Consider the following 22,837-nt stretch of genomic DNA (forward strand, 5'->3'; position numbering starts at 1 on the left):
ATTCAGGAGGCCTCTGCTGTTTGGCTTTTCTCTACCCTCTACTCCTCTGCTCTAAGCCCCGGCCTCAGCTTCTTCAGCTCTTCACCCAGCAGCAGCGCATCGGCAATCTCGCGCATCGACTTCCGCCGCTGCCGGCTCTCCTTCTGCATCAGCAGGTATGACTCCGACTCCGTCAGTCCCAGATCGCGCTGCAGAATTCCCTTCGCACGCTCTACCGTCTTGCGAGTCTCCAGCCGGTCGGCCAGCTGCACATTCTCGCTCTCCAGCCGCGCGCGCTCAATCTCCGCGCCCACCAGGAACCCGATCGTCGACAGTAGCCGCACCTCGCTCTCGCTATGCTCGTAGCTCAACCGGTGCTGCAGATTGATAACGCCCACCACCTTGTTCGCGCACAAAATCGGAGTGGATAAGATCGCCTCGAACGTATCCTCCGGCAGGTTGCTGAACACCTTGAACCGCGGGTCTTCCGACGCCTTCGCACTGATCGCCACCGGCTCGCGGTGCTCCGCCACCCAGCCCGTAATGCCTTGCCCGACCGAGAGGTCCAGCCGGTCCACCAACTCTGCATGTGGGTTACTTGAAGCGCGCAGCACCAGCTTGTCCGCCTGCTTCTTCGCCGTCCGTTCCGCGCTCTTGTCCGTACTCTTGTCGTTCGCTTCGATCACATAGATAAAGCACGAATCGCACGGAATCATCCCCGTCACAAAGCCAACAATATGGTCCAGCACTCCATGCAGCGGATCGGCCGCCGCAATCCTGCGGCTGATCTCATGCACAAACTCAAACGAGCTCAGCCCGTCCGTAAACCCGGCCATCGTCGGCGTGGACTCCGCCACCCGCCGCACCGGCCGCCTGCCCTCCGGAGGCTCGGTCGCCAACTCACCGGCCAGCGCCGTTGCTGTCGGCTTCTCGGTCGGCAGCAGGTCGTAGCCCATCTCCGCGGCCAGCTCGCGCTTCTGCGTCAGCACCTGCCCCGCATACTGCGCGGCCTCGTTCACCAAAAATCCCAGCTTCGGCCGCGAGGGCTCAAAGTCCGGCGTGATCCCATAGTGCAGCAGCTCCGCCGTCGTCGTCGGCCCAACCGACACCACCGCGATGTTCCGTAGTCCGCGCATCAGGTCCGGCACCAGGTTCATCTCCTGCGCCACCATCATCAGGTGGATCACCTGCACCGCCGTCGTGAACAAAATAATGTCCACCTGCGCCTGTGCGATCCCATGCACCGTCTCGCGCAGCGGCTGCAGGTTCTGCGGCAGCTCCCACCGGTACACCGGCACCTTCAGCACGCTCGCCGCGCGTTCACTCAGCGCCGCCAGCAGCTCCGGATTGCTGGCCCCATACTCCTGCACCGCCACCCGCAGCGACTTCAACTCCTCGCCGAACGTGCGGTCGATCACCCCGATCACTTCGTGCCATGTGCTCGGCTCCTGCGCCACGGCCAGCGGTTTGATCCCCAGCTCCTTCAGCGCCGCATCCGGCTTAGGTCCCCGCGCGATGATCCTCACGCTGCCCAGCGCCTTCAAAAACGCATCGCGATCGCCAGCTGCCGCAATCACATCCACCAGCGCGCGCACCCCAGCGCCTGTAAAAAAGACCACCACATCGATCTCGCCGGCGATCAGTCGCTGCGAAAACTCCAGGGCAGCCGTGTTCGTCTCCAGCCGCACCTCGCGCATCGCAGGCACCACGAACGGTTCGCCGCCGTACGTGCGGATCAGCTTCTCGACCTCTTTCGCTCGACGGGACTCGAGCGAAAGCACCCGGAGCCCTTCAAAGCTGGCATGCGCCATCAGATTTCCTCGTGCCCTCAAAGCTGGATGGGAACCTCCCTCTGCGTCAGCAACGTTGGCGCCGTAAAGGTCAGGTTCGCGTTGAGAAATCCCAGCCGCGGTTCAGTGGGCTGCTCGCGTTAGTTTACCGTGAAATTCATCTGCGGTGTATGCCCCGCCCGGCACCCGGCACAGCCTAAGCCGCCCCCGCCGCCCCTCGCGCGATCAACACAGCTGTATACGCTGCACCAAATCCGTTGTCGATATTCACAACTGTGACATTCGGACTGCACGAATTCAACATCCCCAGCAGCGCCGTCACGCCGCCGAACGACGCCCCATACCCCACCGACGTCGGCACCGCCACCACCGGCACGCCCACCAGCCCACCCACTACGGAAGGCAGCGCGCCCTCCATCCCCGCACACACAATCACCACGTCGGCGGCCATCAGCTCCTCGCGCACCGCCAGCAACCGATGCACCCCCGCCACCCCCACATCGAACAGCCGCGTCACCACCGCCCCAAACGTCTCCGCCGTCACGGCGGCCTCTTCGGCCACCGGCAGGTCGCTCGTCCCCGCACACACCACGGCCACCCGCCCGCGCGGCTCCGTGCTCGTCTGCCGCAGCGCAATCGTTCTCGCTGTTGCGTTATAGCTAGCCTTAGGGAACCGCCCCAGCACCGCCTCTGCCGTCGCCGCATCCGCGCGAGTCGTCAGCACGTCCACGCCATCGCCCGCCAGGCTCGCAAAAATCTCCACCACCTGCTCCGGAGTCTTGCCCGCCGCATAGATCACCTCCGGCAACCCACTCCGCAAGCTGCGATGATGGTCCACCCGCGCATGCCCCAGGTCTTCATACGGCATGCTCGCCAGCCGCGCCGCCGCAGCCTCCGGCGCCACCTCGCCGCGCTCCACCTGCGCCAGCAACTCCAGCAGAGAACCCCGCGTCATGCCCGCTCTCCAAGCTGCAGATACGCCGCCAGCGCCGCCTGCTGCACCCGTTTCACCGGAACATCGCACTTCAACGCCGCCGCCCGGCAGTCCTCAAACTCAGGCGCCACATTCAACTCCTCACCCGCGCGAGTCCCCACCTTCACGCGGACGTCTCCATACTCCGTCTTCACATTCACCACCCTGCGCTCCAGCACCACGCGCCGCTCCTCGCGCACCCGCACCCCCAGCGTCGAGGTCTCACTCAACAGCAGCCCCTCAAACATCGTGGCATCACTCGGATTGCAAAGCAGCGTCAACAGCGTGCCAGGCCGCCCCTTCTTCATCACCACCGGGGTCAGCATCACATCCAGCGCGCCCTTCGCCAGCGCCTGCTCCGTCACATGTGCAATCACCTGCGGCGACAGGTCATCCAGCGCCGTCTCCATCACCGTCACGGTATCGGTCGCAGCATCATCCGACTCACCCACACTCAGCCGCAGCACATTCGGAAAATCCTTCGGGTTGCGCGTCCCCGCGCCATAGCCAATCGCCTCCACGCGCATCGCGGGCTGCGGCCCAAACACCGGCTTCAGCGCCCGCACCAGCGCCGCGCCCGTCGGCGTCACCAACTCCTTCTGCACATGCGCCGAGTACGTCGGCACTCCACGCAGCAGATCCGCCGTCGCCGGCGCGGGCACCGGAAACGTCCCATGCGCACACACCACCATGCCTCCACCCACATTCAACGGCGAGCAGTGCCACGCTCCAATCTTCAAGTGGTGCACCCCCGCGCTCGCCGCAACGATGTCCACAATCGCATCTACCGCCCCCACCTCATGAAAGTGGATCGCCTCCACCGGCACGTTATGAATCTTCGCCTCGCTCTGCCCCAGCAGCTCAAACGCCTCCAGCGCCAGCGCCTTCACCGGCTCTGCCAGCGCAGTCGCGCCAATCAGCGCCCGTATCTCCGTCAGCGACCGCCCATGCACATGCGTATGCGTCGGAAGTTCAGGGTGCCCCATCTTCGCGCCGGCTTCATCGGCGCTAAGGTGGGATGAAGACGGCTCATGATCGTGCGAGTGACCATGCCCCACCTTATGCAGATGCTGCGTCTTCGGTTGAAACTGAAACTCCGGGTGCCCCACCTTCAACTCTGGGTGCCCCATCTTCGCGGCGGCATCATCGCCGCTAAGGTGGGTTGCAGGATGCTCATGCGTATGAGAATGCTCCGTCTCCTCCGCCAGCCGGTCGCCCTCCATCACATGCACCTTCGTGCAGCTGATCCCGCTGCGGTCCACCGTCTCCACCCGCAGGCTTGCCCCCAACCCCAGCGATGCCGTCGCCTCCTGCAACACAGCCAGCGGCACACCGGCCTCAATCAGCGCGCCCAGAAACATATCGCCGGCCACACCCGCAAAGCAATCCAGATACCCAATCTTCATCCCGCTATTATCTCGCGCCTATCCCCAAGATGTGTCATCGAGAGTGCCCTCTCATCCCACAGATGTGTCATCTCGACCGAAGCATCGCAGCTTCATCGCGATGCGTAGCGGAGAGACCTGCGTCTGCCGCAGCGATGCGCGCAGCGCGAGCGTGCTAGCCCTTGCCAGCTACCGCAATCCCCACCAGCCCCTCATTCATCGACCCCGATCGATACCCCCGCCGATCCACCTCCACCTCCACAAACCCCGCCGCCATCACCACCCTCACAATCTCAGCCTCCACCGTCAGCGCCCGCGCCAGTTCCTCAAGCCCAACCTCCACCCGCGCCAGCTCCCCATGGTGCCTCACCCTCACCTGCGCGAACCCCAGGTCATGCAGACCGTCCTCCGCCTGCTCCACCTGCATCAGCTTCTTCGCCGTCACCGGCATCCCATACGCAATCCGCGACGACAGGCACGCACTCGCCGGCTTCTCTGCCAGCTCCAACCCATCGCGCCGCGCCAGCTCGCGCACCTCCGCCTTGGTCAGCCCCGCAGCCGCCAGCGGAGCCGCCACACCACGCTCCACCGCCGCTAGCTGCCCCGGCCGAAACGCAGCCACCTCCGGCGCGCGATCATCCGCATTCATCCCATAGGCTAGCGCCTCAAAGCCCAGCTCCCCCCGCGCCTCTTCCATCCGGGTAAACAGCTCATCCTTGCAGTGGAAGCACCGCCGCCCATTATTCTTCGCATACTCCGGATCATCCAGCTCCGCCGTCTGCAGCACCTTCACCGGAATCCCATGCAGTTCCGCAAACTTCAGCGCCGCCGCCAGCTCCCGCCGCGGCAGGGAAGCCGAATCCGCAATCACCGCCAGCATCCGCTCGCCCAGCACCCGATGCGCCACAAACGCCAGCACCGCCGAGTCCGTCCCACCCGAATAAGCAATCAGCGCCGACCCCAGCCCCGCAAGCTCGCTCTCCAGCCGCAGCCGCTTGCTCTCCAACCCCGCCCACGCGCCCGTCGCAGAAAGCTCCATCCGTAGATTGTACGAGTCACCCCGCCACCGATGTGTCATCTCGACCGAAGCATCGCAGCTTTATCGCGATGCGCAGTGGAGAGACCTGCGTCTGCCGCAGCGATGCGCCGCAGGCGCGAGCGTACCCCCAGATAGCCGCCCCCACGTTATCTTCTTCTAATTGTTGCCCAACCTGCGGCTGCCTAGCGTATGCTTACCGACGGGTTCCTCCCATGACGAAGGAGTCTTTCCACGTGCAGTCTCGCAACACCCGCCAGAAAGAAGCGATCCGGACCGCGTTCTTAACCGAGGACCGGCCTCTCTCCCCCGAAGAAACCCTGAACTACGCTCAGGAGCAGGTCGAGGGCATCAGCATCGCCACGATCTACCGCAACATCAGCACCCTCGTCGAGGAGCGCTGGCTCACACCCGTCGACATCCCCGGCGAGTCCACCCGCTATGAGGTCGCCGGCAAGGGCCATCATCATCACTTCCGCTGCAACAGCTGCGGCAAGGTCTTTGAGATGCCCGGCTGCGGCATCAACGGCAGCAACAAGCCCAAGCTCCCACGCGGCTTCCGCGCCACCAGCCACGAGTTCTTCCTCTTCGGCCTCTGCCCGTCCTGCAAGTAAAGGACCGGCAGGCCGCCGAAAAATCCGGGCAGCGGAACGACCGCCAGCCCGCCAGCACCATAGAGCCGCCCACGGCGGGCCGGGCAGGGAACTGTCCACCGCTGCTCTAGCTGCATCCATAAAAACCCAGCCACCAACGCTGTCAAGTCCCCAGCGCGTCGGATCTTTGCCTATCTATAACAAAATAGGCTGGATACACCCCGCAAACCAAAAACACTTTCCCCGTCGCCACTTTCTATACTGGAAGTAGGGGGGAAACTGGCTCACTGGTAGCTGGCAACTGATCAGCTGTACGCCGCAAACCAGGAGTCAGCACGATCTACACGATCTATCCGCCTAACCGGCTTGCCCAAAACTCTTCGGCTACCTAAAGCTCGTCATTTCGACCGGAGCATCGCAGCCACATCGCGATGCGCAGCGGAGAGTGGGCCGCAGACCCCCCGTATTTTGTCTTTGTTGTTGCTTGTTTTCCTCTGCGCCCTCTGCGGGCTTTTACATTGCGCCCTCTGCGTGAACGCTTTTGCCGTAGCAAGAGCCGAAAGCGCGAGCGTGATTCTCGCAAAACCAGCAATGACTGAAATCGCGACAAAACCCAGCTAACCCCAATCGTTCCCATATCATACCCGCAACCATATACAGAATCAGCCACTTACCTCCGGGATCACCCCGTAAGTCACTGATTCCAATAGATCCCCAGCTACATAGGGGGAGGGGGGCATCTCTATTCCCTACTCCCTACTCCCTATTCCCTCGAGCGACGAAGGAGCTCCGAATGCCCGCCATCACCTGCCGCCACATCCGCACCAACGGAGCCCGCTGTGGCTCGCCCGCGCTCTCCGGCCGCGCCATGTGCTATCACCACGGCAAGGTCGCGCACCACCACCGCGGCCTCGCCCCGCAGCCGGCGGACGATACCCCCACCATCCTCCACCCCATCTCCTCCGCCGACCGCACGCAGCGCGACCCCATCCTCGCCGAGCCCGTCGCCGCCCCGCTCATCCTCGACTTCCCTCCGCTGGAAGACCGAGAATCCATCCAACTCGCGCTCTCCATGGTCATCACTGCGATGGCGCAGAACCGCATCGACCCGCGCCGCGCCACCGCAATCCTCTACGGCCTGCAGGTCGCCAGCTCCAACTGCCGCCACATCGCACCGGAGGTCCCTCCGAACGTCGTCCGCGAGGTCGTCATCGAAGACGGCCAGCAGCTCGCCCCCGACGAGGACCCCGTCGTCGAGACCACCAGCTCCACCCTCTCCCGCCTCGTGGATCTCCTCCACCAGCACGCCGAATCCCTCGCCGAGCCAGAGCTGGCCCCACTCCCACCCCAAGAGCCTCAGCTCGCCCCCGACGAGTCCGCTCCCCAAAACGAACCCGCTCCAGTGGACGAATCATCCGAACTTGCAGCGCCTTCATGTCCGCTTTAGGTTCCCCTTCTATACTTCTGCACATGAACCTCCGGATCGTTCGTCCCGTCCTCGCTCTCGCCATCCTTGTGACCACTGCGCTTCCGCTGATGGCGCATGCGCAGTACAAGGTCCTCAACACCTACACCGTCGGCAACGATGGCGGTTGGGACTATCTCACAGCGGACTCCACCGCGCGCCGTCTCTACGTCGCCCGCTCCGGCCCGCAGGGTGCGCTCTACGTCTACAGCCTCGACACCTTCGCCCAGGTCGGCAAGATCGACGGTGTCAACGGCCACGGCGCCGTCATCGACGACAGCAACCACCACGGCTTCGCCACCTCCAACCCTGTCACCATGTTCGATGCGGACACCCTCAAGGTCATCAAGACCATCGACACCGGCGGCAGGCCCGACGGCTTCCTGCTCGACCCCGTCGCCCACCGCGCTTACATCCTCTCCCACGCCGTCCCCAACGTCACCGTGCTCAACACTGCGGACGGCAGCATCGTCGGCAAGCTCGACCTCGGCGGCGAGCCGGAGCAGAGCCAGCTCGACGGCCACGGCCACATGTACACCAACCTCGAAGACAAGGACGCCATCGCCGTCATCGACACCAACTCGCTCAAGGTCATCAACAGGTACGACATCTCCTCCAAGGGCGGCGGCTGCGCCGGTCTCGCCATGGATACGAAGAACGGCATCCTCTTCGCCAGCTGCCGCGACAAGCACAACATGATCATCCTCAACGCGGCTGACGGCAAGGTCCTCGATGTCCTCCCCAGCGGCGTCGGCTCCGACGGCGTCTCCTTCAACCCGAAGACCATGGAGGCCTTCAGCACTCAGGGCGACGGCACCCTCACGATCGTGAAGGAAAACTCGCCCACCAGCTTTGCAGTCGAGCAGACAGTCGCTACACCTCCCGGCGCGCGCACCAACACCCTCGACCTCAAGACCGGCCATCTCATCACCGTCACCTCCGCCTTCGGCCCGCTGCCTCCGCCGCAACCTGGCAAGCGCACCCGCGCCCCCATGTTGCCTGGAACCTTCAAAATTATCGTCATCGGCAAGTAATCGCGCCTCGCAGATTTCCTGCCTATCCACCACAACTTTCCCGATGGAATTTGGGTTTGCGTATCTGTACTTGATGTACAAAGCGTGTTGGACCGCATTGGCTCCAACACGCCACATCTCACAAGGAGAACGAATCCTTATGAAGAAGCAGCTACTCGCCGCAGCCTGCGGCATCGCCCTCACCTTCGGCACTCTCGCCGCCGGCGCGCAGGTCGTCGTCCGCATCGGCCCGCCCGCCCCCATCGTCGAGCGCCCCGGTCCTCCGCCGCATCGCGGCTACATCTGGGTCGCCGGCCACCACCAATGGAACGGCTCCCGCTACGTCTGGGTTCCCGGCTACTACATGGCTCCCCGCCCCGGCCACCGCTGGGTCAAGGGCTACTGGGCGCACCGCCGCGGCGGCTACGTCTGGGTCGACGGCTACTGGCGCTAACATCGGCTAACACCACCGAACAGGAAGCAGGCGAAACCTGCTTCCTGTTCTTTTTCTCTACTGTCTACTGTCTCCCCACTACTGTCTGCGCTCCAAGTATCATCACCACATGCCCGACTCCCTCACCGCAGCCGACCGCGCCCGCCGCATCAAGGTCCTCCTCTTCGACGTCGACGGCGTCCTCACCAACGGCGACATCACCATCATCCCCAACGCCGACGGCACCGCAACTGAGGTCAAGAGCTTCTCCGCGCACGACGGCATGGGCACCAGCCTCGCCCGCCTCGCCGGCCTCAAGATCGGCTGGGTCACCAAGCGCAACTCCCGCGTCGTTGCTGTCCGTGCGAAGGACCTCAAGATCGACCACGTCTATCAGGGCCAGAACAACAAGCTCGAAGCCCTCACCGCCATCCTCGCCGACGAGAAGTGCACCCTCGACGAAGTAGCCTACGTCGGCGACGACATCATCGACCTACCCGTGCTCCGCAAGGCTGGCCTCGCCATCGCCACCGCCAACGCGCGCCCGCAGGTCAAGGCCATCGCCCACTACATCACGCCGCTCCCCGGCGGACAAGGCGCCGGCCGCGACGCCATCGACTTCATCCTCACCGCAAAAGGAATTCTCGAATCCACCATCGAGCAATACCTCGACCCCACCAGCGCCGAGGCCAAAGCCGCCGACATCGGCGTAGGCAACATGTAGCACAAGCACCGTCAGCACGTAGCGCAGTTCGCATTCCCACAGATGTGTCATCTCGACCGAAGCATCGCAGCTTCACCGCGATGCGCAGTGGAGAGACCTGCGTCTCTTCCACGGAAGCAAGTGGCGAACACACAGCGAAGCGCTACAATCGCTCATGGCCTCAACCGCCACAACCCCGGAATCTCTCACGCACACCGCCCTCGCCTGGGCGCACCCCGTCGTGCAGGAGTGGTTCCTCACAAAGTTTGGCTCACCCACCGAGCCACAGATTGCAGGCTGGCCCGCCATCCTCCGCGGAGACCCCACCCTCATCTCCGCTCCCACAGGCTCCGGCAAAACGCTCACAGCATTTCTAGTCTGCATCGACGCGCTCCTCCGCAAGTCCATCGAAGGCCGCCTCGCAGCCCAAACAGAAGTCGTCTACGTCTCACCACTCAAAGCCCTCTCCAACGACGTCCAGAAGAACCTCGACGGCCCGCTCGCAGAGATCCAGCAACTCGCCCTCGAACGGGGCTATCTCTGCACGCCCATTCGCACCGGCATCCGCACCGGCGACACGCCGACGAAGGACCGCACGGCGATGCTCAAGCATCCGCCGCACATCCTCGTCACCACGCCGGAGTCGCTTTACATCCTGCTCACCGCAGGCAAGTCGCGCCAGAACCTCACCCGCGTCCGCACCCTCATCGTCGACGAGATCCACGCCATCGCCGACGACAAACGCGGCGCGCACCTCGCCCTCTCCCTCGAACGCCTCGACGCTCTCGTCTGCGGCGAAAACCGCCTCTCACCCGGAGCAATGCTCACCGGCCTCGCCACACCACCGCAACGCATCGGCCTCTCCGCCACGCAGAACCCCATCGAACTCGTCGCCGCCTTCCTCACCGGTTGCATACCCACAGAAGTGTCATCTCGACCGGAGCGAAGCGAAGTGGAGAGACCTGCTTCTCTACCGCTATCGCCGAATCGGCCCCGCCAACCCGCCACCATCATCCAGGTCGGCCAGCGCCGCACCCTCGACCTGGCTATCGAAGTCCCCTCCGACGAACTCGGCTCCATCTGCTCCACCGCCATGTGGCAGGAGATCTTCGACAAGCTCGCCGCCCTCACCGACCACCATCGCTCCACACTCGTCTTCGTCAACACGCGCAAGCTCGTCGAAAAGATCAGCTTCGAGCTCTCTCAGCGCCTCGGCGAAGACGCCGTAGCAGCGCACCACGGCAGCCTCTCCCGCGCTCTCCGTCTCGACGCCGAGCAACGCCTCAAATCCGGCGAGATCAAGATCCTCATCGCCACCGCCTCTTTGGAACTGGGAATAGATATAGGCACTGTAGATCTCGTCTGCCAGATCGCGACAACGCGTTCCGTCGCCGTCGCGATGCAGCGCGTCGGCCGCGCTGGCCACTGGCGCGGAGCCACACCCAAAGGCCGCTTCTTCGCCACCACGCGCGACGACCTCATGGAGCAGGCCGCGCTCCTCCGCAAGATGACAGCAGGCGAGCTCGACCTCCTCGAAGTCCCCGAGCTCCCCATCGACGTCCTCATGCAGCAGATCGTCGCCGCCGTCGGCGCCGAAAGCTGGGACGAGACCGCCCTCTACAACGTCCTGCGTCGCGCCTACCCGTTCCGCAACCTCACACCGCAGCTCTACGAGCAGCTCCTCAGCCTGCTCCACAACGGCATCGAAAGCTCCCGCGGCCGTTACGGTGCCTACATCCTCCGCGACCGCGTCCAAGGCCAGCTCCACGCCCGCCGCGGCGCACGCAGCATCGCCATCGGCAACGGCGGAGCCATCCCGGACACCAGCATCTTCGCCGTCATGCTCCAACCGGAGAACGTGCAGATCGCCACGCTGGACGAGCACTTCGCCGTCGACAGCTCACCCGGCGACGTCATCCTCCTCGGCAACACCAGCTGGCGCATCCAGCGCGTCGAAGCCGCTGGCAAGGTCCTCGTCGAAGACGCCCACGGCGCCCCACCCAGCATCCCCTTCTGGGAAGGCGAAGCCCCACAGCGCACCAGCGTCGTCTCCGACGGCGTCAGTGACCTCCGCGCCGAGATCGACCAGCGCACCCGCAACATCTCCCCGCGTAATCTTTCTTTCGCGAGCGTTACCGAAGAGGTGTCATCTCGACCGGAGCAGGATGGTTCCATCATCCTGCGCAGTGGAGAGACCTGCGGTTTGCCCGCGCACGACCCACAGGTTCAACTCCTTGACACCATCGCCTTCCTCCAGCGCGAGTGTTTCGTATGTGAATCGGCGGCGCGCCAGTTGATCGCTTACATCGTCGCAGGCCGCGCCGTCCTCGGCTGCGTCCCCACCAAACAGACCATCATCGCCGAACGCTTCTTCGACGAAGGCGGAGGCCAGCAGCTCATCCTGCACACACCCTTTGGCGGACGCCTCAACAAAGCCTGGGGCCTCGCGCTACGCAAGCGCTTCTGCCGAGGCTTCAACTTCGAGCTGCAGGCCGCAGCCACCGACAACGGCATCAACATCTCGCTCGCCGAGCAGCACAGCTTCCCGCTCGCCGACGTCTTCCACTTCCTCACCGAACACACCGCGCGCACGCTACTAGAACAAGCCTGCATCCCTTCGCCACTCTTCAAGAACCGCTGGCGCTGGGCCGCAGGCCGCAGCCTGCAACTGTTGCGCATGCAGAAGGGCAAGCGTGTCGCCCCGCAGATCCAGCGCACCCGCTCTGACGATCTCCTCGCCAGCGTCTTCCCGCACGCCTCCGCCTGCCCGGAAACCATGACCGGCGACATCGAGATCCCCGATCACCCTCTCGTCAACGAGGTCATGAAGGACACGCTTACCGAAGCGATGGATATAGACGGCCTCCTCGAAGTTCTCCGAGGCATCGCATCCGGCAGCATCCACTGCGTCGCCATCGACACGCCTGTCCCAAGCGTCTTCGCGCACGAACTCGTCAACGCGATGCCTTACGCCTTTCTTGATGAGGCTGGCACCGAAGAGCGCCGCGCCCGCACCACCTCGCTGCGCCGTGCTCTGCCCAACGCAATCACCGAAGGCGCAGGCCTGCTCGACCTCGCCGCCATCGCCACCGTCCGCGAACAGCTCTGTCCCGACATCCGCGACGAGCACGAGCTCCACGATCTTCTCCTACAACTCGTCGCGCTACCGCTCTCGTCTCTCGGAGGGAGCAGTGGCCTTCAGGCCACTGAAACATCGCCCATACTTGCAGGGGCTTCAGCCCCGGCCTGCTTAGCCGAGAAGTCGCGCCACTGGCCGCTCTACTTCGACCGCCTCGCCCAACAGCAACGCACACACATCATCAGCCTCGAAGGTGAACCCACATGGATCGCCGCCGAGCGTCTTCCCGAAGCCGCACTCCTCTGGCCTGACGAAGTTTTGCCCGCGGCGCCAGTCACCACAGAGCCAAAGCCCTTCGTCCTCGGTGGCACCGAAGACCGCCCCGCCCAAACCTTCAGCGCACGCGACACTGCCACCACCGCGCTCACACAAGGCTGGCTGCAAATCCTCGGCCCAACCACGGCGACCGAGCTCGGCGCGATCACGCACCTCCATCCGCGTTCCCTGCATCAGGCCTTCCTCGCGATGGAGATGCAGGGCCTCGCCATGCGCGGCGTCTTCGAACACCCCAAACCATCAGATGACGAGCCGTTACATATCGAGTGGTGCGAGCGCCGCATCCTCCAGCGCATCCACCGGCTCACACTCACCTCGCTGCGCAAACAGGTAGAGCCAGCAACGCCAGCCATCTTCATGCGCTGGCTCCTAGACTGGCATCACCTCGCGCCAGACACCCAGTTGGCAGGCGAAGAAGGTGTCCTCGCCGTCATCGAGCAACTCGAAGGCTTCGAAGCCCCCGCCGTCGAGTGGGAGCGCACGCTCCTCCCCACGCGCATCGCCAACTACAGCCCGCAGTGGCTCGACAACCTCTCCCTCGCCGGCGTCATCGGCTGGGGCCGCATCTCGCCACACCCCGCATGGACTAGCGCGTCTTCCGGTACCCCGAGCCTTCAGGCTCGGGTCCCACAGCTGGCCCAGGAAAAGGGAGGGGCTTTAGCCCCGGAGCTTAGGAAGGGGCCACGCCGCGTCATCCCCACCAACGCCGCGCCCATCACCTTCTACCTGCGCGACACCTCCGACTGGCTCCACGCCGCGCTCGCCGCCAACGCCATCGACGAGTCCATCCTCGCGCAGGCGCTTTCGCCGGAAGCTCAGCAGGTCCGTGCGTTCCTCGCACAGCAGGGCGCAGTCTTCCTCGCCGACCTCCAGCGCCTTACCGGACTCACGCGCCTCCAAACCTCCACCGCTCTATGGGAGCTCGCCACCGCGGGCCTCGCCGCCGCCGACGGCTTCGACCAGCTCCGCGCCATGATGGATCCGCGCCGCAAGTCCGTCACCACCGAGCAGCCCCACGCCACCAGCCTCCGCAAGCGCGCCGCCGCCCGCACCACCGCAGGCCGCTGGTCGCTACTTCAGCCAGCCACTCTGGGCGCCCCATCTTCGCCGACAGTTTCATCGTCGTCTAGGGTGGGATCGCAGAACCTACCCAACTCCCAACAGGCTGCCATCGCCGCCGCAAAGCAACGCGACGCCGCACTCGACACGCACGCACGCATTCTGCTTCGCCGCTACGGCGTCCTCTTCCGCGACCTCCTCGCGCGCGAGTCCAACGCTCCCAAATGGCGCGATCTCGTCCCTATCCTTCGCCGTCTCGAAGCCCGCGGCGAAATCCGCGGCGGCCGTTTCGTCAGCGGCCCTTTCGGCGAGCAGTATGCTCTTCCCGAAGCCGCCGGCTCTCTCCGTGAAGCCCGCAAGCGCTACGCCAGTCTCTCCGGTGAAACGCCCATCGCCGTCGCCGCTGCTGACCCTCTCAACCTCGTCGGCATCCTCGTCCCCGGCGAACGCGTCCCCGCCACCCCCGGCAAACAGGTTCTCTTCACCAACGGCGCAGCCGTACAGGACGCCCTCACCCCAACTCCCTCACCACCGCGCGCCAAACCAAACCGCTCACGCGCTATCCTCGACCTCATCCGCAGCGAGTCCTCGCTGCCGCGCCCAGCCGCCAGGCCCACCACGCAGGACCTCTTCTCATGAGCGACACCAAGCCGCCAGTGGAGGCAACAAACGCTGATTCGCTCCCCGGCGAGGCCCCTCGCACATCGGAGCCGCTGCGCCCTGAAGACTTCTACATGGAAGGTCCCTATCTCGTCTTCACCGCGGCCTACCACCTCCGTCGCGGCTACTGCTGCAACTCGGACTGCCGCCACTGTCCATACAAGTAGCCCTACGGCTGCGTGTAATACCCCTCCCTCGTCCGGGCCGTCAACCCGCCTGCTGCCACTTTCACCTGCAGTTGATGGTACGTGGCTGCACCCTCGCCGGGCTCAGGCATGAACGTGATCCTATAGTAGTGGTCGGCATCCGCCGCGCACTGTTGCAACATGCCCACAACGTCGCTGGAGTTCAACACCAGGCCGCCGCTCTGCTCCGCCAGCACCTGCAGCGAAAGGTTGCCCAATGTGGCGTCGCCCGGCTTCTTCAACCCGTTCACAAAACTCTCGTAGTAGAACGCTCTGCCCAACGACTCACCCACGCCCCAACTGTTGATGTTGTACAGCGTAATGCCGGCCTTCCTCAGCTCGGTCGAAAAGCTGACGACGTTTGCATAGATCCCACGCTGCTCTTTGTCATCCAGCTCCACGCCTGGCCCGGACAGGATCGGCCAGCCCGGCGACACCCAGAGCACCAGCTTGCGCCCTGGCCGTTTCTCTTCCAGCTCAATCAGCTGTCGCAGCCCGTTGATCGAAATCGACATCCGGTCGCTCGCGCCATAAAACCCCTGTGACCGGTTGATGTCGCGCAGCCCGATGTTCGCCGCGTTCAGCGCATCGGACAGCACTGCGCCGTTCGTCGTCGTGGTGTTGTATAGCTGAAAGTTTGTGTCCGTCAGGATCGCAAACGTCGTAGGGTAGGGAAGCGCGGCACCCTTGTTGCGCAGGTACTGAGCGATCTGCTCTCTCTGGTACGACAGCGCGGTATACGGCGTATTCACTGAGTCGATAACAATCACCACCTCGGTCGGCGCCGCCTTGCCCTCCATCACCGCGAACGACGAGACTGCCCGCGGCGTCTTATTGTCCAGCAGGGTAAAGTCCTTCTCACTTAGCTCCGGTGCCGGCCGTTTCCCTGCACCCGTCACAGTTACATCAAGCTGAATCGGCGCCGCCGCAGCTTGCGCCTTCACGCTCTTGATGGGCAAAAAGAAAAGACCCACAGCAAGGGTTGCAACACCTGCGTATTTTGTCGCGAACATCAGACTCTCTCCCGCAGGTTGAGATCAAGCGGGATATCTTCTCATCGCTGTCTCATCTGCTTACAGAGATAAGACGCTTGCGATGCGACCGGCGACACATCCATCTCGCATTTCTTTCTGGGACGTCACCGTCAGCCGCACCGCCTCGTTTAGTTAGGAACACCGTCGTTGCTCGTTCCCAGTCCCGGTGTTGCATGGGCAACGTTCGGCTTCTGCAGCCGGTTCGCATTGGCCATCACCACACGGATCTCAGGGTTCTTCAGCCACACGCGCATCTCGGAGTCATCGCTGAGCGCTGCGTGCAGATCAAGGCCATGTTCGGCTGCCTTTTGCAGCCACAGCTTGGTCTCCAGCATCGCACCCTGGCTGGCATACATCTTCGCCATCTGGAAGCAAAGCAGCCCATAGTTCTGGGTCTGCAGCACATGCAGCGTAATGCCGCCGCCCTCTGCTTCTGCCGACATGATCCGCGGGTCCAGCCGCATCGCCGCAGAAAACTCCGTCCGCGCGCTCTCTACGTCATTGTCTGCAAAGTACGCGATGCCCAAATTGGCATGGAACACCGCCGAGTGTTTGTCCAGCTTCAGCGCCCGTTTGTACTCGTGGATTGCGGAACGGTTCGCGCCCAGTATGTAGTCGGCTGCGGCCAGATTGTTCCACGCCTGCGGGTCTTTCTTCGCCATATGCACGCACTGCTGAAACAGCGCCCGGGCCAGCGCGGTTTGCCGCAGTTCCAGCCGCACAACACCCATCTTCTTCAGCAGAGTCGCCGGGTCTCCGCCGCGCTTCATCGCATACGTGTAGTAGTCCAGCGCATCTTCAGGAAAGCGCCTCGCCTGCAGCACATCGCCGCTCAGCTCCAGTTGGGCCTCGTTCGCCGTCGCCGGATCGGCAAGGTGGGGTGCAATCAACTGCCAGTCTTCACTCTGGTGCAACAGCGCGCTCTCCTCGGCGGCGGAGTGTGTCTTAGTCTGTGAGTTAGGGAGAGATTGAGCTGCCAGCGGCGTAACACCTGCCAGCAGTAACGAGAGGAACCGAGCGTGGATACGCATCGTAAGCCCTCCTGTCCAGGAAGGCCACCAGTCTCCTCTTCGCCACTCGAATAGTCAAGAGCCGTCTTTCCGCCCGGCCTCTCCTACCGCATCCCGCCTGTCGTCGCGGCTGCTGGGGCCGGCACAGCCGCCACCGGGGGCATCACCCGCACCGCCATCCTCGGAAACGTGAAGCTCCCGCCCGCATCGTCAATCACATTCACCTGGCAGATGTACGTCCCCGGCTTCAGCGTCGTCAGCGGCACATCGAACTGGAACGCCACCGCATCCCGCTGCGGATCGTTGATCGTCTCCGCCGTTACCTCCGGCGTCTCATACACCTTCGTGCCGCCGTTCAGAAACTCGATGCTGGTCAATACATGCACCGGCCCACCCTCGCGCCGCAACATCCCCGGAGCAGCCGCAGGCTCAGGCGCGCCTTTCGCCTTCGTCGGGTCATACACCTCGTACAAAAAGTACAGGTGCTGGTCCTGCCGAAACACATGCGCCACATTCGGCACCCACTCCACGCCGTCCCGAACGAGCGGGCTCTGCGGGTTCTTCGCTTCGTTCGGCGTCCGCTGGCTCGCAATCACCACGGAGCTCAGCTTCAGCGGCACCTTCTTCCAATCCGGAACCTCGATGTCCGTCTCGAAGCTCCCCATGTTGCCCGTCTGGTTCTCGCGCACAACGAACTTTAGGTGATACCTTCCCGGCGCCAGCGTAAAGCCCGTCGAGTACTGAATGTTCTTCCGCTTCACCTGCTGCGACTGGTCCAGCGCCAGCTTTACCGTATCGCGCACATTGCCGACGGTCACCATGTCGCCTTCGCCATGCGCGCCATTACCCACGGACTTCGTCACCCGGCCCATAATGTCGATGCTGCCTTTGTCGCGGTCGCCGTTTTTCACAAACGGTATCTGCGACCCCGGCACCAGCAGGCTCACGGGGATATAAAACAGGTTCTGCCCCGTATTCGCCCGGAAGTACAGCGCCTGCAGATATACCGCAACGTCCGTTGCCGGCAGGTCACTCCGCATCTGCTCGGTCAGCGCGAGCTCGCGGTCTTCGGTCTTCTGGTGCATAAAGTCGGCGGGTGCGTAGTACCCCGGCCTGTACTCCAGCTTCACATCCGGCCGGTCGATCTTCACCGTCAGGTGCCGGTACGATCCGTCCTCTCTCTTGTTCGTCGAGTGGAACCCAAGAATGTAATACGCCTCCGTGTCCTTCTGCACCTGCTGGAACGCCGGCCCAAAGTCATTCGAGTCGCTGAAGAACTTGCCGCCCGTATCCGCCGCCAGCGTCCCCAGCGTCTCCTGCGACTGGTAGTTCGAAGCCAGCTGCGCCGTCGCCGCTCCGCCGCTATAAGCTGAGTTCCCGCGCAGGCTCCCCTTGCTCGCATCGCCCACCGGCGGCAGCGCCTGCAGTCCACGCGAATCCACCGTATAGATCGCCATGTTCGCCTTGCTCGCCTCATTCGTCGCCGCGCGCAGGCTCGCCTGGTTCTCAATCCCATTCCGCGTCAACCCGCCCGAAAAGTACAGCATCGACTTGTGCTGGTCCACGCGCTCCAGGCTCTTCGCAATCGCGCGGATCGCAAACAACTCGCGGTCTGTGTTCAAGCTGTTGAACTCCGTGTCATCGGCTGCGAACGCCGTTGTATCGTCACTCGTACCGTCGGTGGTGCCGGTGCCGCCGTTGGCAAACCCCGTCTCATCGTCGCCGTTGTACTTCGCCAGCACCTTCAGCAGCGCGGCTTTGTCGCTCGTAAAATCCTGGTCCAGGCTCAGCCCCGTGGACATGCTTACCATCGCCACCAAATCCGCCGGCTGCATCTGCTTGTTCACGTAGTTCGTCGCCGCATCCACCGCGCGGTCAATGTCCTCATCCTGCATCGAGCTCAGGTCGAAGAACAGCACCATCAGCCGATGGTCCTTCAAATCCTCAGGACTGGCAGCAAAGTTGTGCTCCAGCATGTCCGCGATGCTCACCTTGCCGCCCGCGGTCTTCTTCTCGTTCAGCACCGCCGCGTCGTCCACGTTCTCGTAGTCGAACGTCGCGATCTTCTGCTCTTTCTTGTCCTCGTAGATCGTAAAGTCGCTCGCCTTCAGCCCCTTCACCACCTCGCCGGTCTTCTTATCGCGCACCACCACATTGGTCAGCACAATGTTGGTGTTCACCTTCAACGTAAAGGTACTGTCACCGGTCTGCTGTGGCGAGCCATGCGCCTGCTGCGCAGCCGCCATCATCGGGTTCATCCACCCGAGCATCCCCACCATCGCCGCCGCCATCACTCGCCGCATACTCTACTCCCTATTCCCTACTCCCTGCCTTTAGAACCTATACCGCGCCTGCACCAGCAAAGTCCGCATCGCTGCCGCACTCGTCACTCGTCCAAACGTCTCCGAGTTCTCCGACGTGTCGATCCCGCTGTACTGCACCGTGTTCAATACATTCGTCGCCGTCACCCGCGCCTCAAACGAGTTCGTCCCCGCGAACTGCACCGTGCGCGACAGCGACGCGCTCACCGAAACCTGCCCCGGCCCTTCGATCGATCCAACATTCGCCGTTCCCGGCAGTGTCGCTCCATTCGCTACCGTGGGCGCAGTAAACGCCGACGTATTGAAGAACTCGCCAACTCTGCCCGGCCCCTTCGTCGAAACGCCATAGTTCCGGTTCGGCCGCTGCGAGTATGTAAGACCCGACCCGGCCTCCGCTTGGTTCCCTGAGTACTGGGGAGTAAAGTAGTTTCCCGAAGCGAACGTAAAGTTGCCGCTCAGATCGAACCCATCCAGCACCTTGCCCATCACGCCGCCCTTGTTCAGGAACGCGCGGTTCGGCCCGAACGGCAGCTCCGCCACCCAGTTGCCCGTCAGCGTATGCCGAACATCCATGCTGCTGTTGCCTTCTTCGCCCTGCAGGTTGAAGAAGTTCTGCATCGGCGTGTGCGCCGCGCCGTTGCCTACAGCGGAAGCATCGTCGATCGCATGGCCATAGGTATATGTCGCCCCTAGCGCGATGCCCTTCTGCTGCCGCTTCTGCAGGCTCACCACCAGTTGGTTCGACCGCAGCGTTGCGCCCGAAGTCTCAAACTCAAACGGCGCCACACCCGCAATCGCTGAACCCAGCGCGGTCCCATTCGGCGTACCGTAGATGTCCAATCCTGTCGCATGCGTCCCGTTGTACCCAAGGTTGAATACCGTCTGTAGTGGCAGCGTCTTCTGGATGTTCAGGTTGTAGATCTGCACCATTCCCAGCCTGTAGTTCTTGTCCACCGCGTAGTTGTTCGCAATCGCGTAGTTCGACGAGCACCCAAACCCATTCGCGAGCGTCATGTTCGCCGCCGTCGTCGGTGTCAGCGTCGTGCAGCCGGAGGTCAGCGTATTCGTCTGCGTCACTGCAAACGGCACCTGGTGCGAAAGCGACTGCGCAAAGCTCGCAAACGCCCCCGTGTTGTAGTTGATCCCATACCCGCCGCGCACCACTACATCCTTCGTCAGCTTTGTCTGTGTCTTCGGCCTCCACGCCACGCCGAACCGTGGCGCATACATCGTGCGGTCCGGGTTCACAAGGCTGTCGTTGAAGTGCCCTTCATACGTCCCGTTCTGTCCCGGCATCACTGTATCCACCTGCGTAAAGTTCGCGTTGTGGTCCAGGTTCACCAGCCGGTTGTTCTTCTCCGTGTATGGCGCGAAGTACTCATACCGAATCCCAAAGTTCAGCGTCAGGTTCGAAGCCACGCGGAAGTCGTCCTGTGCATACCAGTCGTACACGTTCTCGCGCAGATAGATCTTGTGCAACCCTGCCTGGATCGCCGTCGTCGCTGGCAGGCCCAGCAGAAAGTCCGCAAAGCCCGAGCCCGTTGTCGTTCCTGCTGTTCCCGCCGCCTGCGCCTCCGGGCTGCTCGTCGCATAGCCCGTAAACGTAAACGTCCCCAGCGGATTGCTCCCGCCGATCTGGTCGTTATGCACACGCCGTATATCGAAGCCGAACCGCATATTGTGCTTCTTGTGCCGCCACGCCACAAAGTCCGTAAAGCTGATCGTCTGGTTGGTCGTCTCGCTCGGCGTCGTGTTGCTCAGCCCCGCAAAGTTCGTAATGTTCAGTGAAGCCAGCCCGTTATAAAACCGCGGATCGGCAAAGTCTCCCGCCTGGTTCGGAATGTTCAACCCCACGTTTGCCGACGGATTGTTCGACGTGTCCGTAAAGTAGTTCCGAGTCTCTGCATGCAGCCGGTTCCAGTTCACGCTCGCGTTGTTGCTCAACCGCCCATACCCGATTGTGTAGCCCAGGTTCAACGCATTGCCGTCGTTCTCGGTCGCGCCGCCTAGCGGCAGAAAGATGTTCCGCTGGTCGTTCGCCGAGTGCGAGTAGTTGTACATCACATTGATGTTCTGCCGCAGCGAAGGCTTTGCATTCCTGTTTTGACCGCGGCCACCGCCGCCGCCAAAGCGCCCAAATGGCGTGCTCGTCCCTTGTCCCAGCGTCCGTATGTAGCGCGAGTTGATCGCCACGTTGTTGCTGCCCGCATTCGAGATCGTCTGGTAGTTATACCCCTGCACATTCGTCGCAATATTCGGCGCCGGATAGTAATTCAGCAGCGCCTGCGCAATCGGCGAGATCGGCTCACTCGCATTCGCCAGGTTGTTCCCCGGTATCGGCTGCCCCGTCTTCGGGTCATACAGCACCACCGGCAACGTTGAGCTGCCTTGTACCTGCGTCGACTGCGAAAAGTCCCCCTCGCGCTCCAGCGTCGTCGGTACGCGCACCGGGTTCGGCAGAAATGCATTTAGGTTCTTCTGCCCCGTCAGGTTGATAAACACAAACTGCTTCGTATTCGGCTTCGTCAGCCCCGGAACATACGGCGACCCCGCCAGCGTCACGCCATAGCGGTTCGAGTACGCCGCCGGATTCGTCAGCGGCAGCAAACTCGGCGACCACGGTGCCGAGTTCAACGCATTGTTTCCACCCTGATAAAAGATGCTCCCATGTGGTTGTGCCGGATTGAAGTTCCGGAACGCCCCAAACCCGCCGCCACCACCGCCACCACGCCCGCCGCGTCCACCCCCACCGCCAAATCCACCGCGCCCGCCACCCGGCCCGCCGCCACCCATCATCCCGCCCAGCGCGCCTACAATCGCATTCGTCGGATCGCCACCCTGCGGCAGCATTCCATTCTCCCGAGCATGCGCAACGGCATCCTCCACGCGCGACCGTATCTCATCCTCACTGATCCCCGCCAGCCCGTTCTCCTGCGCCGTCGCATTGCCGCTCACTGCAATCGACTCATTCCCGGCATCCGCGCTATCGCCCAACCCACCCAGCGACGGCAACGACGTCCCCGTATTCCCAGTCCCTGCACTCGCATCCGCTGCATCCAGCCCACTCTCGCCCAGGCTCAGGCTCACCGTCCCGCGTCCACCGCTCGTCGTGGTGTTCGTAGTCGCCGCCGCAGCAGCCTCCTGCGCCGCCGCGCGGCTTGCCAGCTCCAGCCCGAATGGCATGGTCTTCTCCGCCGTCTCACCGCCGTTCAGCACCACCTCCTGCGTCGCCGTCGCAAACCCCGTCAGCTCGGCCTTAATCACATAGCGCCCGTTCTTCGGAATCGTCATCGCATACGCACCGTCGATGTCCGTCGCCGTCGTGTACTTCTTCCCCGTCAGCGTATTCGTCGCCGTTACGGAAACCCCCGGCAGCGGCACGCCACCCGCCTTTCCCGCCGCGCCTGCCACCACGGTCCCACGCACCGTCCCACCCTGCGCCACCGCCGTCACCTGCGCTGGGGCAGGGGACTGGCCCACCGCCGGAGCATCCTGCGCATACACCACAGCCGCGCACAGCACCGCTCCCAGCACACCGGCCTTCATCATTGTGGTCCCCGTTCGCCTCATCGCTCCTGCCACCTGCACGCCTCCAACCGCCGCTGCATCGCTCACCGGCCGCTCTCTTCTATGTCTTGCAGAACCATCAACCTTCAAAACTGTCTCTGTCGACTTCCGAACACCTTGCTTTGAAGGGGCGGGACTTCAGTCCCGCCTTTATTTGCCACAACAAGCTGGGGCTTTAGCCCCGGAGGAAGCTCGCCACACGCTCTCTTTAACCCT

General features: G+C 63.3%; 15 protein-coding genes. 7 read left to right on the plus strand and 8 right to left on the minus strand.

Features of this window, described 5'->3' with window-relative positions:
- Window positions 1-38: 38 nt before the first annotated feature.
- The 4 genes from GOB94_RS11710 to larE all read right to left on the minus strand — a co-directional run bounded on the left by GOB94_RS11710 (window position 39) and on the right by larE (window position 5,166).
- Window positions 39-1,790, minus strand: coding sequence for a uroporphyrinogen-III synthase (locus GOB94_RS11710; protein WP_182276088.1), 1,752 nt, complete (start codon window positions 1,788-1,790; stop codon window positions 39-41).
- Between the two features lie 175 nt (window positions 1,791-1,965).
- Window positions 1,966-2,724 (minus strand): nickel pincer cofactor biosynthesis protein LarB, encoded by a 759-nt coding sequence (gene larB / locus GOB94_RS11715; RefSeq protein ID WP_182276089.1) that lies wholly within the window; start codon window positions 2,722-2,724, stop codon window positions 1,966-1,968.
- On the minus strand, window positions 2,721-4,148 hold the full coding sequence (gene larC / locus GOB94_RS11720; protein ID WP_182276090.1) for a nickel pincer cofactor biosynthesis protein LarC: 1,428 nt from the start codon (window positions 4,146-4,148) through the stop codon (window positions 2,721-2,723). The genes larB and larC overlap by 4 nt, the downstream gene beginning before the upstream one ends.
- Before the next feature lie 154 nt (window positions 4,149-4,302).
- Window positions 4,303-5,166, minus strand: a complete 864-nt coding sequence (gene larE, locus GOB94_RS11725; protein ID WP_182276091.1) for an ATP-dependent sacrificial sulfur transferase LarE — start codon at window positions 5,164-5,166, stop codon at window positions 4,303-4,305.
- Between the two features lie 212 nt (window positions 5,167-5,378).
- Here larE and GOB94_RS11730 point away from each other — a divergent pair, with 212 nt between their 5' ends.
- The 7 genes from GOB94_RS11730 (at window position 5,379) to GOB94_RS16710 (ending at window position 14,671) form a co-directional block, all read left to right on the plus strand.
- Window positions 5,379-5,777 carry a transcriptional repressor gene (locus tag GOB94_RS11730; protein WP_182276092.1) on the plus strand — a complete coding sequence of 133 codons (399 nt, stop codon included), beginning with the start codon at window positions 5,379-5,381 and terminating at the stop codon, window positions 5,775-5,777.
- A gap of 772 nt (window positions 5,778-6,549) precedes the next feature.
- The gene (locus GOB94_RS11735; protein ID WP_182276093.1) at window positions 6,550-7,203 is read left to right on the plus strand and encodes a hypothetical protein; all 654 of its coding nucleotides are present in this window, start codon (window positions 6,550-6,552) and stop codon (window positions 7,201-7,203) included.
- Between the two features lie 23 nt (window positions 7,204-7,226).
- Complete coding sequence (locus tag GOB94_RS11740; protein WP_182276094.1) at window positions 7,227-8,255, plus strand: hypothetical protein; 1,029 nt, start codon at window positions 7,227-7,229, stop codon at window positions 8,253-8,255.
- 139 nt (window positions 8,256-8,394) lie between these two features.
- Window positions 8,395-8,688: a YXWGXW repeat-containing protein gene (locus tag GOB94_RS11745; protein WP_182276095.1), complete on the plus strand. Its 294-nt coding sequence runs from the start codon at window positions 8,395-8,397 to the stop codon at window positions 8,686-8,688.
- A 109-nt stretch (window positions 8,689-8,797) separates the two neighbouring features.
- Entirely contained in the window at window positions 8,798-9,391 is a 594-nt protein-coding gene (locus GOB94_RS11750; protein WP_182276096.1) for an HAD hydrolase family protein, read from the plus strand.
- 154 nt (window positions 9,392-9,545) lie between these two features.
- A complete protein-coding gene (locus GOB94_RS11755) occupies window positions 9,546-14,483 on the plus strand; it encodes a DEAD/DEAH box helicase (protein ID WP_182276097.1) in 4,938 nt (1,645 codons plus the stop codon).
- Complete coding sequence (locus GOB94_RS16710) at window positions 14,480-14,671, plus strand: DUF5522 domain-containing protein (protein ID WP_255483882.1); 192 nt, start codon at window positions 14,480-14,482, stop codon at window positions 14,669-14,671. Before GOB94_RS11755 ends, GOB94_RS16710 begins: the two co-directional genes overlap by 4 nt.
- Window positions 14,672-14,673: 2 nt before the next feature.
- On the opposite strand, the gene GOB94_RS11765 is transcribed toward GOB94_RS16710, so the two are convergent.
- From GOB94_RS11765 to GOB94_RS11780, 4 genes are all read right to left on the minus strand, one after another.
- On the minus strand, window positions 14,674-15,702 hold the full coding sequence (locus GOB94_RS11765; protein WP_182276098.1) for a VWA domain-containing protein: 1,029 nt from the start codon (window positions 15,700-15,702) through the stop codon (window positions 14,674-14,676).
- Between the two features lie 149 nt (window positions 15,703-15,851).
- Window positions 15,852-16,754: a tetratricopeptide repeat protein gene (locus GOB94_RS11770; RefSeq protein ID WP_182276099.1), complete on the minus strand. Its 903-nt coding sequence runs from the start codon at window positions 16,752-16,754 to the stop codon at window positions 15,852-15,854.
- Window positions 16,755-16,837: 83 nt separating this feature from the next.
- Complete coding sequence (locus tag GOB94_RS11775) at window positions 16,838-19,036, minus strand: VWA domain-containing protein (RefSeq protein ID WP_182276100.1); 2,199 nt, start codon at window positions 19,034-19,036, stop codon at window positions 16,838-16,840.
- A 30-nt stretch (window positions 19,037-19,066) separates the two neighbouring features.
- Complete coding sequence (locus GOB94_RS11780) at window positions 19,067-22,624, minus strand: TonB-dependent receptor (RefSeq protein ID WP_255483883.1); 3,558 nt, start codon at window positions 22,622-22,624, stop codon at window positions 19,067-19,069.
- Window positions 22,625-22,837: the final 213 nt, after the last annotated feature.

Source organism: Granulicella sp. 5B5 (genome assembly GCF_014083945.1).
GTDB lineage: Bacteria > Acidobacteriota > Terriglobia > Terriglobales > Acidobacteriaceae > Granulicella.

Excerpts from the sequence above, each read along its gene's own strand:
- GOB94_RS11710 (WP_182276088.1), bottom strand. The coding sequence starts at position 1,790 with ATGGCGCATGCCAGCTTTGAAGGGCTCCGGGTGCTTTCGCTCGAGTCC.
- larB (WP_182276089.1), bottom strand. The coding sequence starts at position 2,724 with ATGACGCGGGGTTCTCTGCTGGAGTTGCTGGCGCAGGTGGAGCGCGGC.
- larC (WP_182276090.1), bottom strand. The coding sequence starts at position 4,148 with ATGAAGATTGGGTATCTGGATTGCTTTGCGGGTGTGGCCGGCGATATG.
- larE (WP_182276091.1), bottom strand. The coding sequence starts at position 5,166 with ATGGAGCTTTCTGCGACGGGCGCGTGGGCGGGGTTGGAGAGCAAGCGG.
- GOB94_RS11730 (WP_182276092.1), top strand. The coding sequence starts at position 5,379 with ATGACGAAGGAGTCTTTCCACGTGCAGTCTCGCAACACCCGCCAGAAA.
- GOB94_RS11735 (WP_182276093.1), top strand. The coding sequence starts at position 6,550 with ATGCCCGCCATCACCTGCCGCCACATCCGCACCAACGGAGCCCGCTGT.
- GOB94_RS11740 (WP_182276094.1), top strand. The coding sequence starts at position 7,227 with ATGAACCTCCGGATCGTTCGTCCCGTCCTCGCTCTCGCCATCCTTGTG.
- GOB94_RS11745 (WP_182276095.1), top strand. The coding sequence starts at position 8,395 with ATGAAGAAGCAGCTACTCGCCGCAGCCTGCGGCATCGCCCTCACCTTC.
- GOB94_RS11750 (WP_182276096.1), top strand. The coding sequence starts at position 8,798 with ATGCCCGACTCCCTCACCGCAGCCGACCGCGCCCGCCGCATCAAGGTC.
- GOB94_RS11755 (WP_182276097.1), top strand. The coding sequence starts at position 9,546 with ATGGCCTCAACCGCCACAACCCCGGAATCTCTCACGCACACCGCCCTC.
- GOB94_RS16710 (WP_255483882.1), top strand. The coding sequence starts at position 14,480 with ATGAGCGACACCAAGCCGCCAGTGGAGGCAACAAACGCTGATTCGCTC.
- GOB94_RS11765 (WP_182276098.1), bottom strand. The coding sequence starts at position 15,702 with ATGTTCGCGACAAAATACGCAGGTGTTGCAACCCTTGCTGTGGGTCTT.
- GOB94_RS11770 (WP_182276099.1), bottom strand. The coding sequence starts at position 16,754 with ATGCGTATCCACGCTCGGTTCCTCTCGTTACTGCTGGCAGGTGTTACG.
- GOB94_RS11775 (WP_182276100.1), bottom strand. The coding sequence starts at position 19,036 with ATGCGGCGAGTGATGGCGGCGGCGATGGTGGGGATGCTCGGGTGGATG.
- GOB94_RS11780 (WP_255483883.1), bottom strand. The coding sequence starts at position 22,624 with ATGAGGCGAACGGGGACCACAATGATGAAGGCCGGTGTGCTGGGAGCG.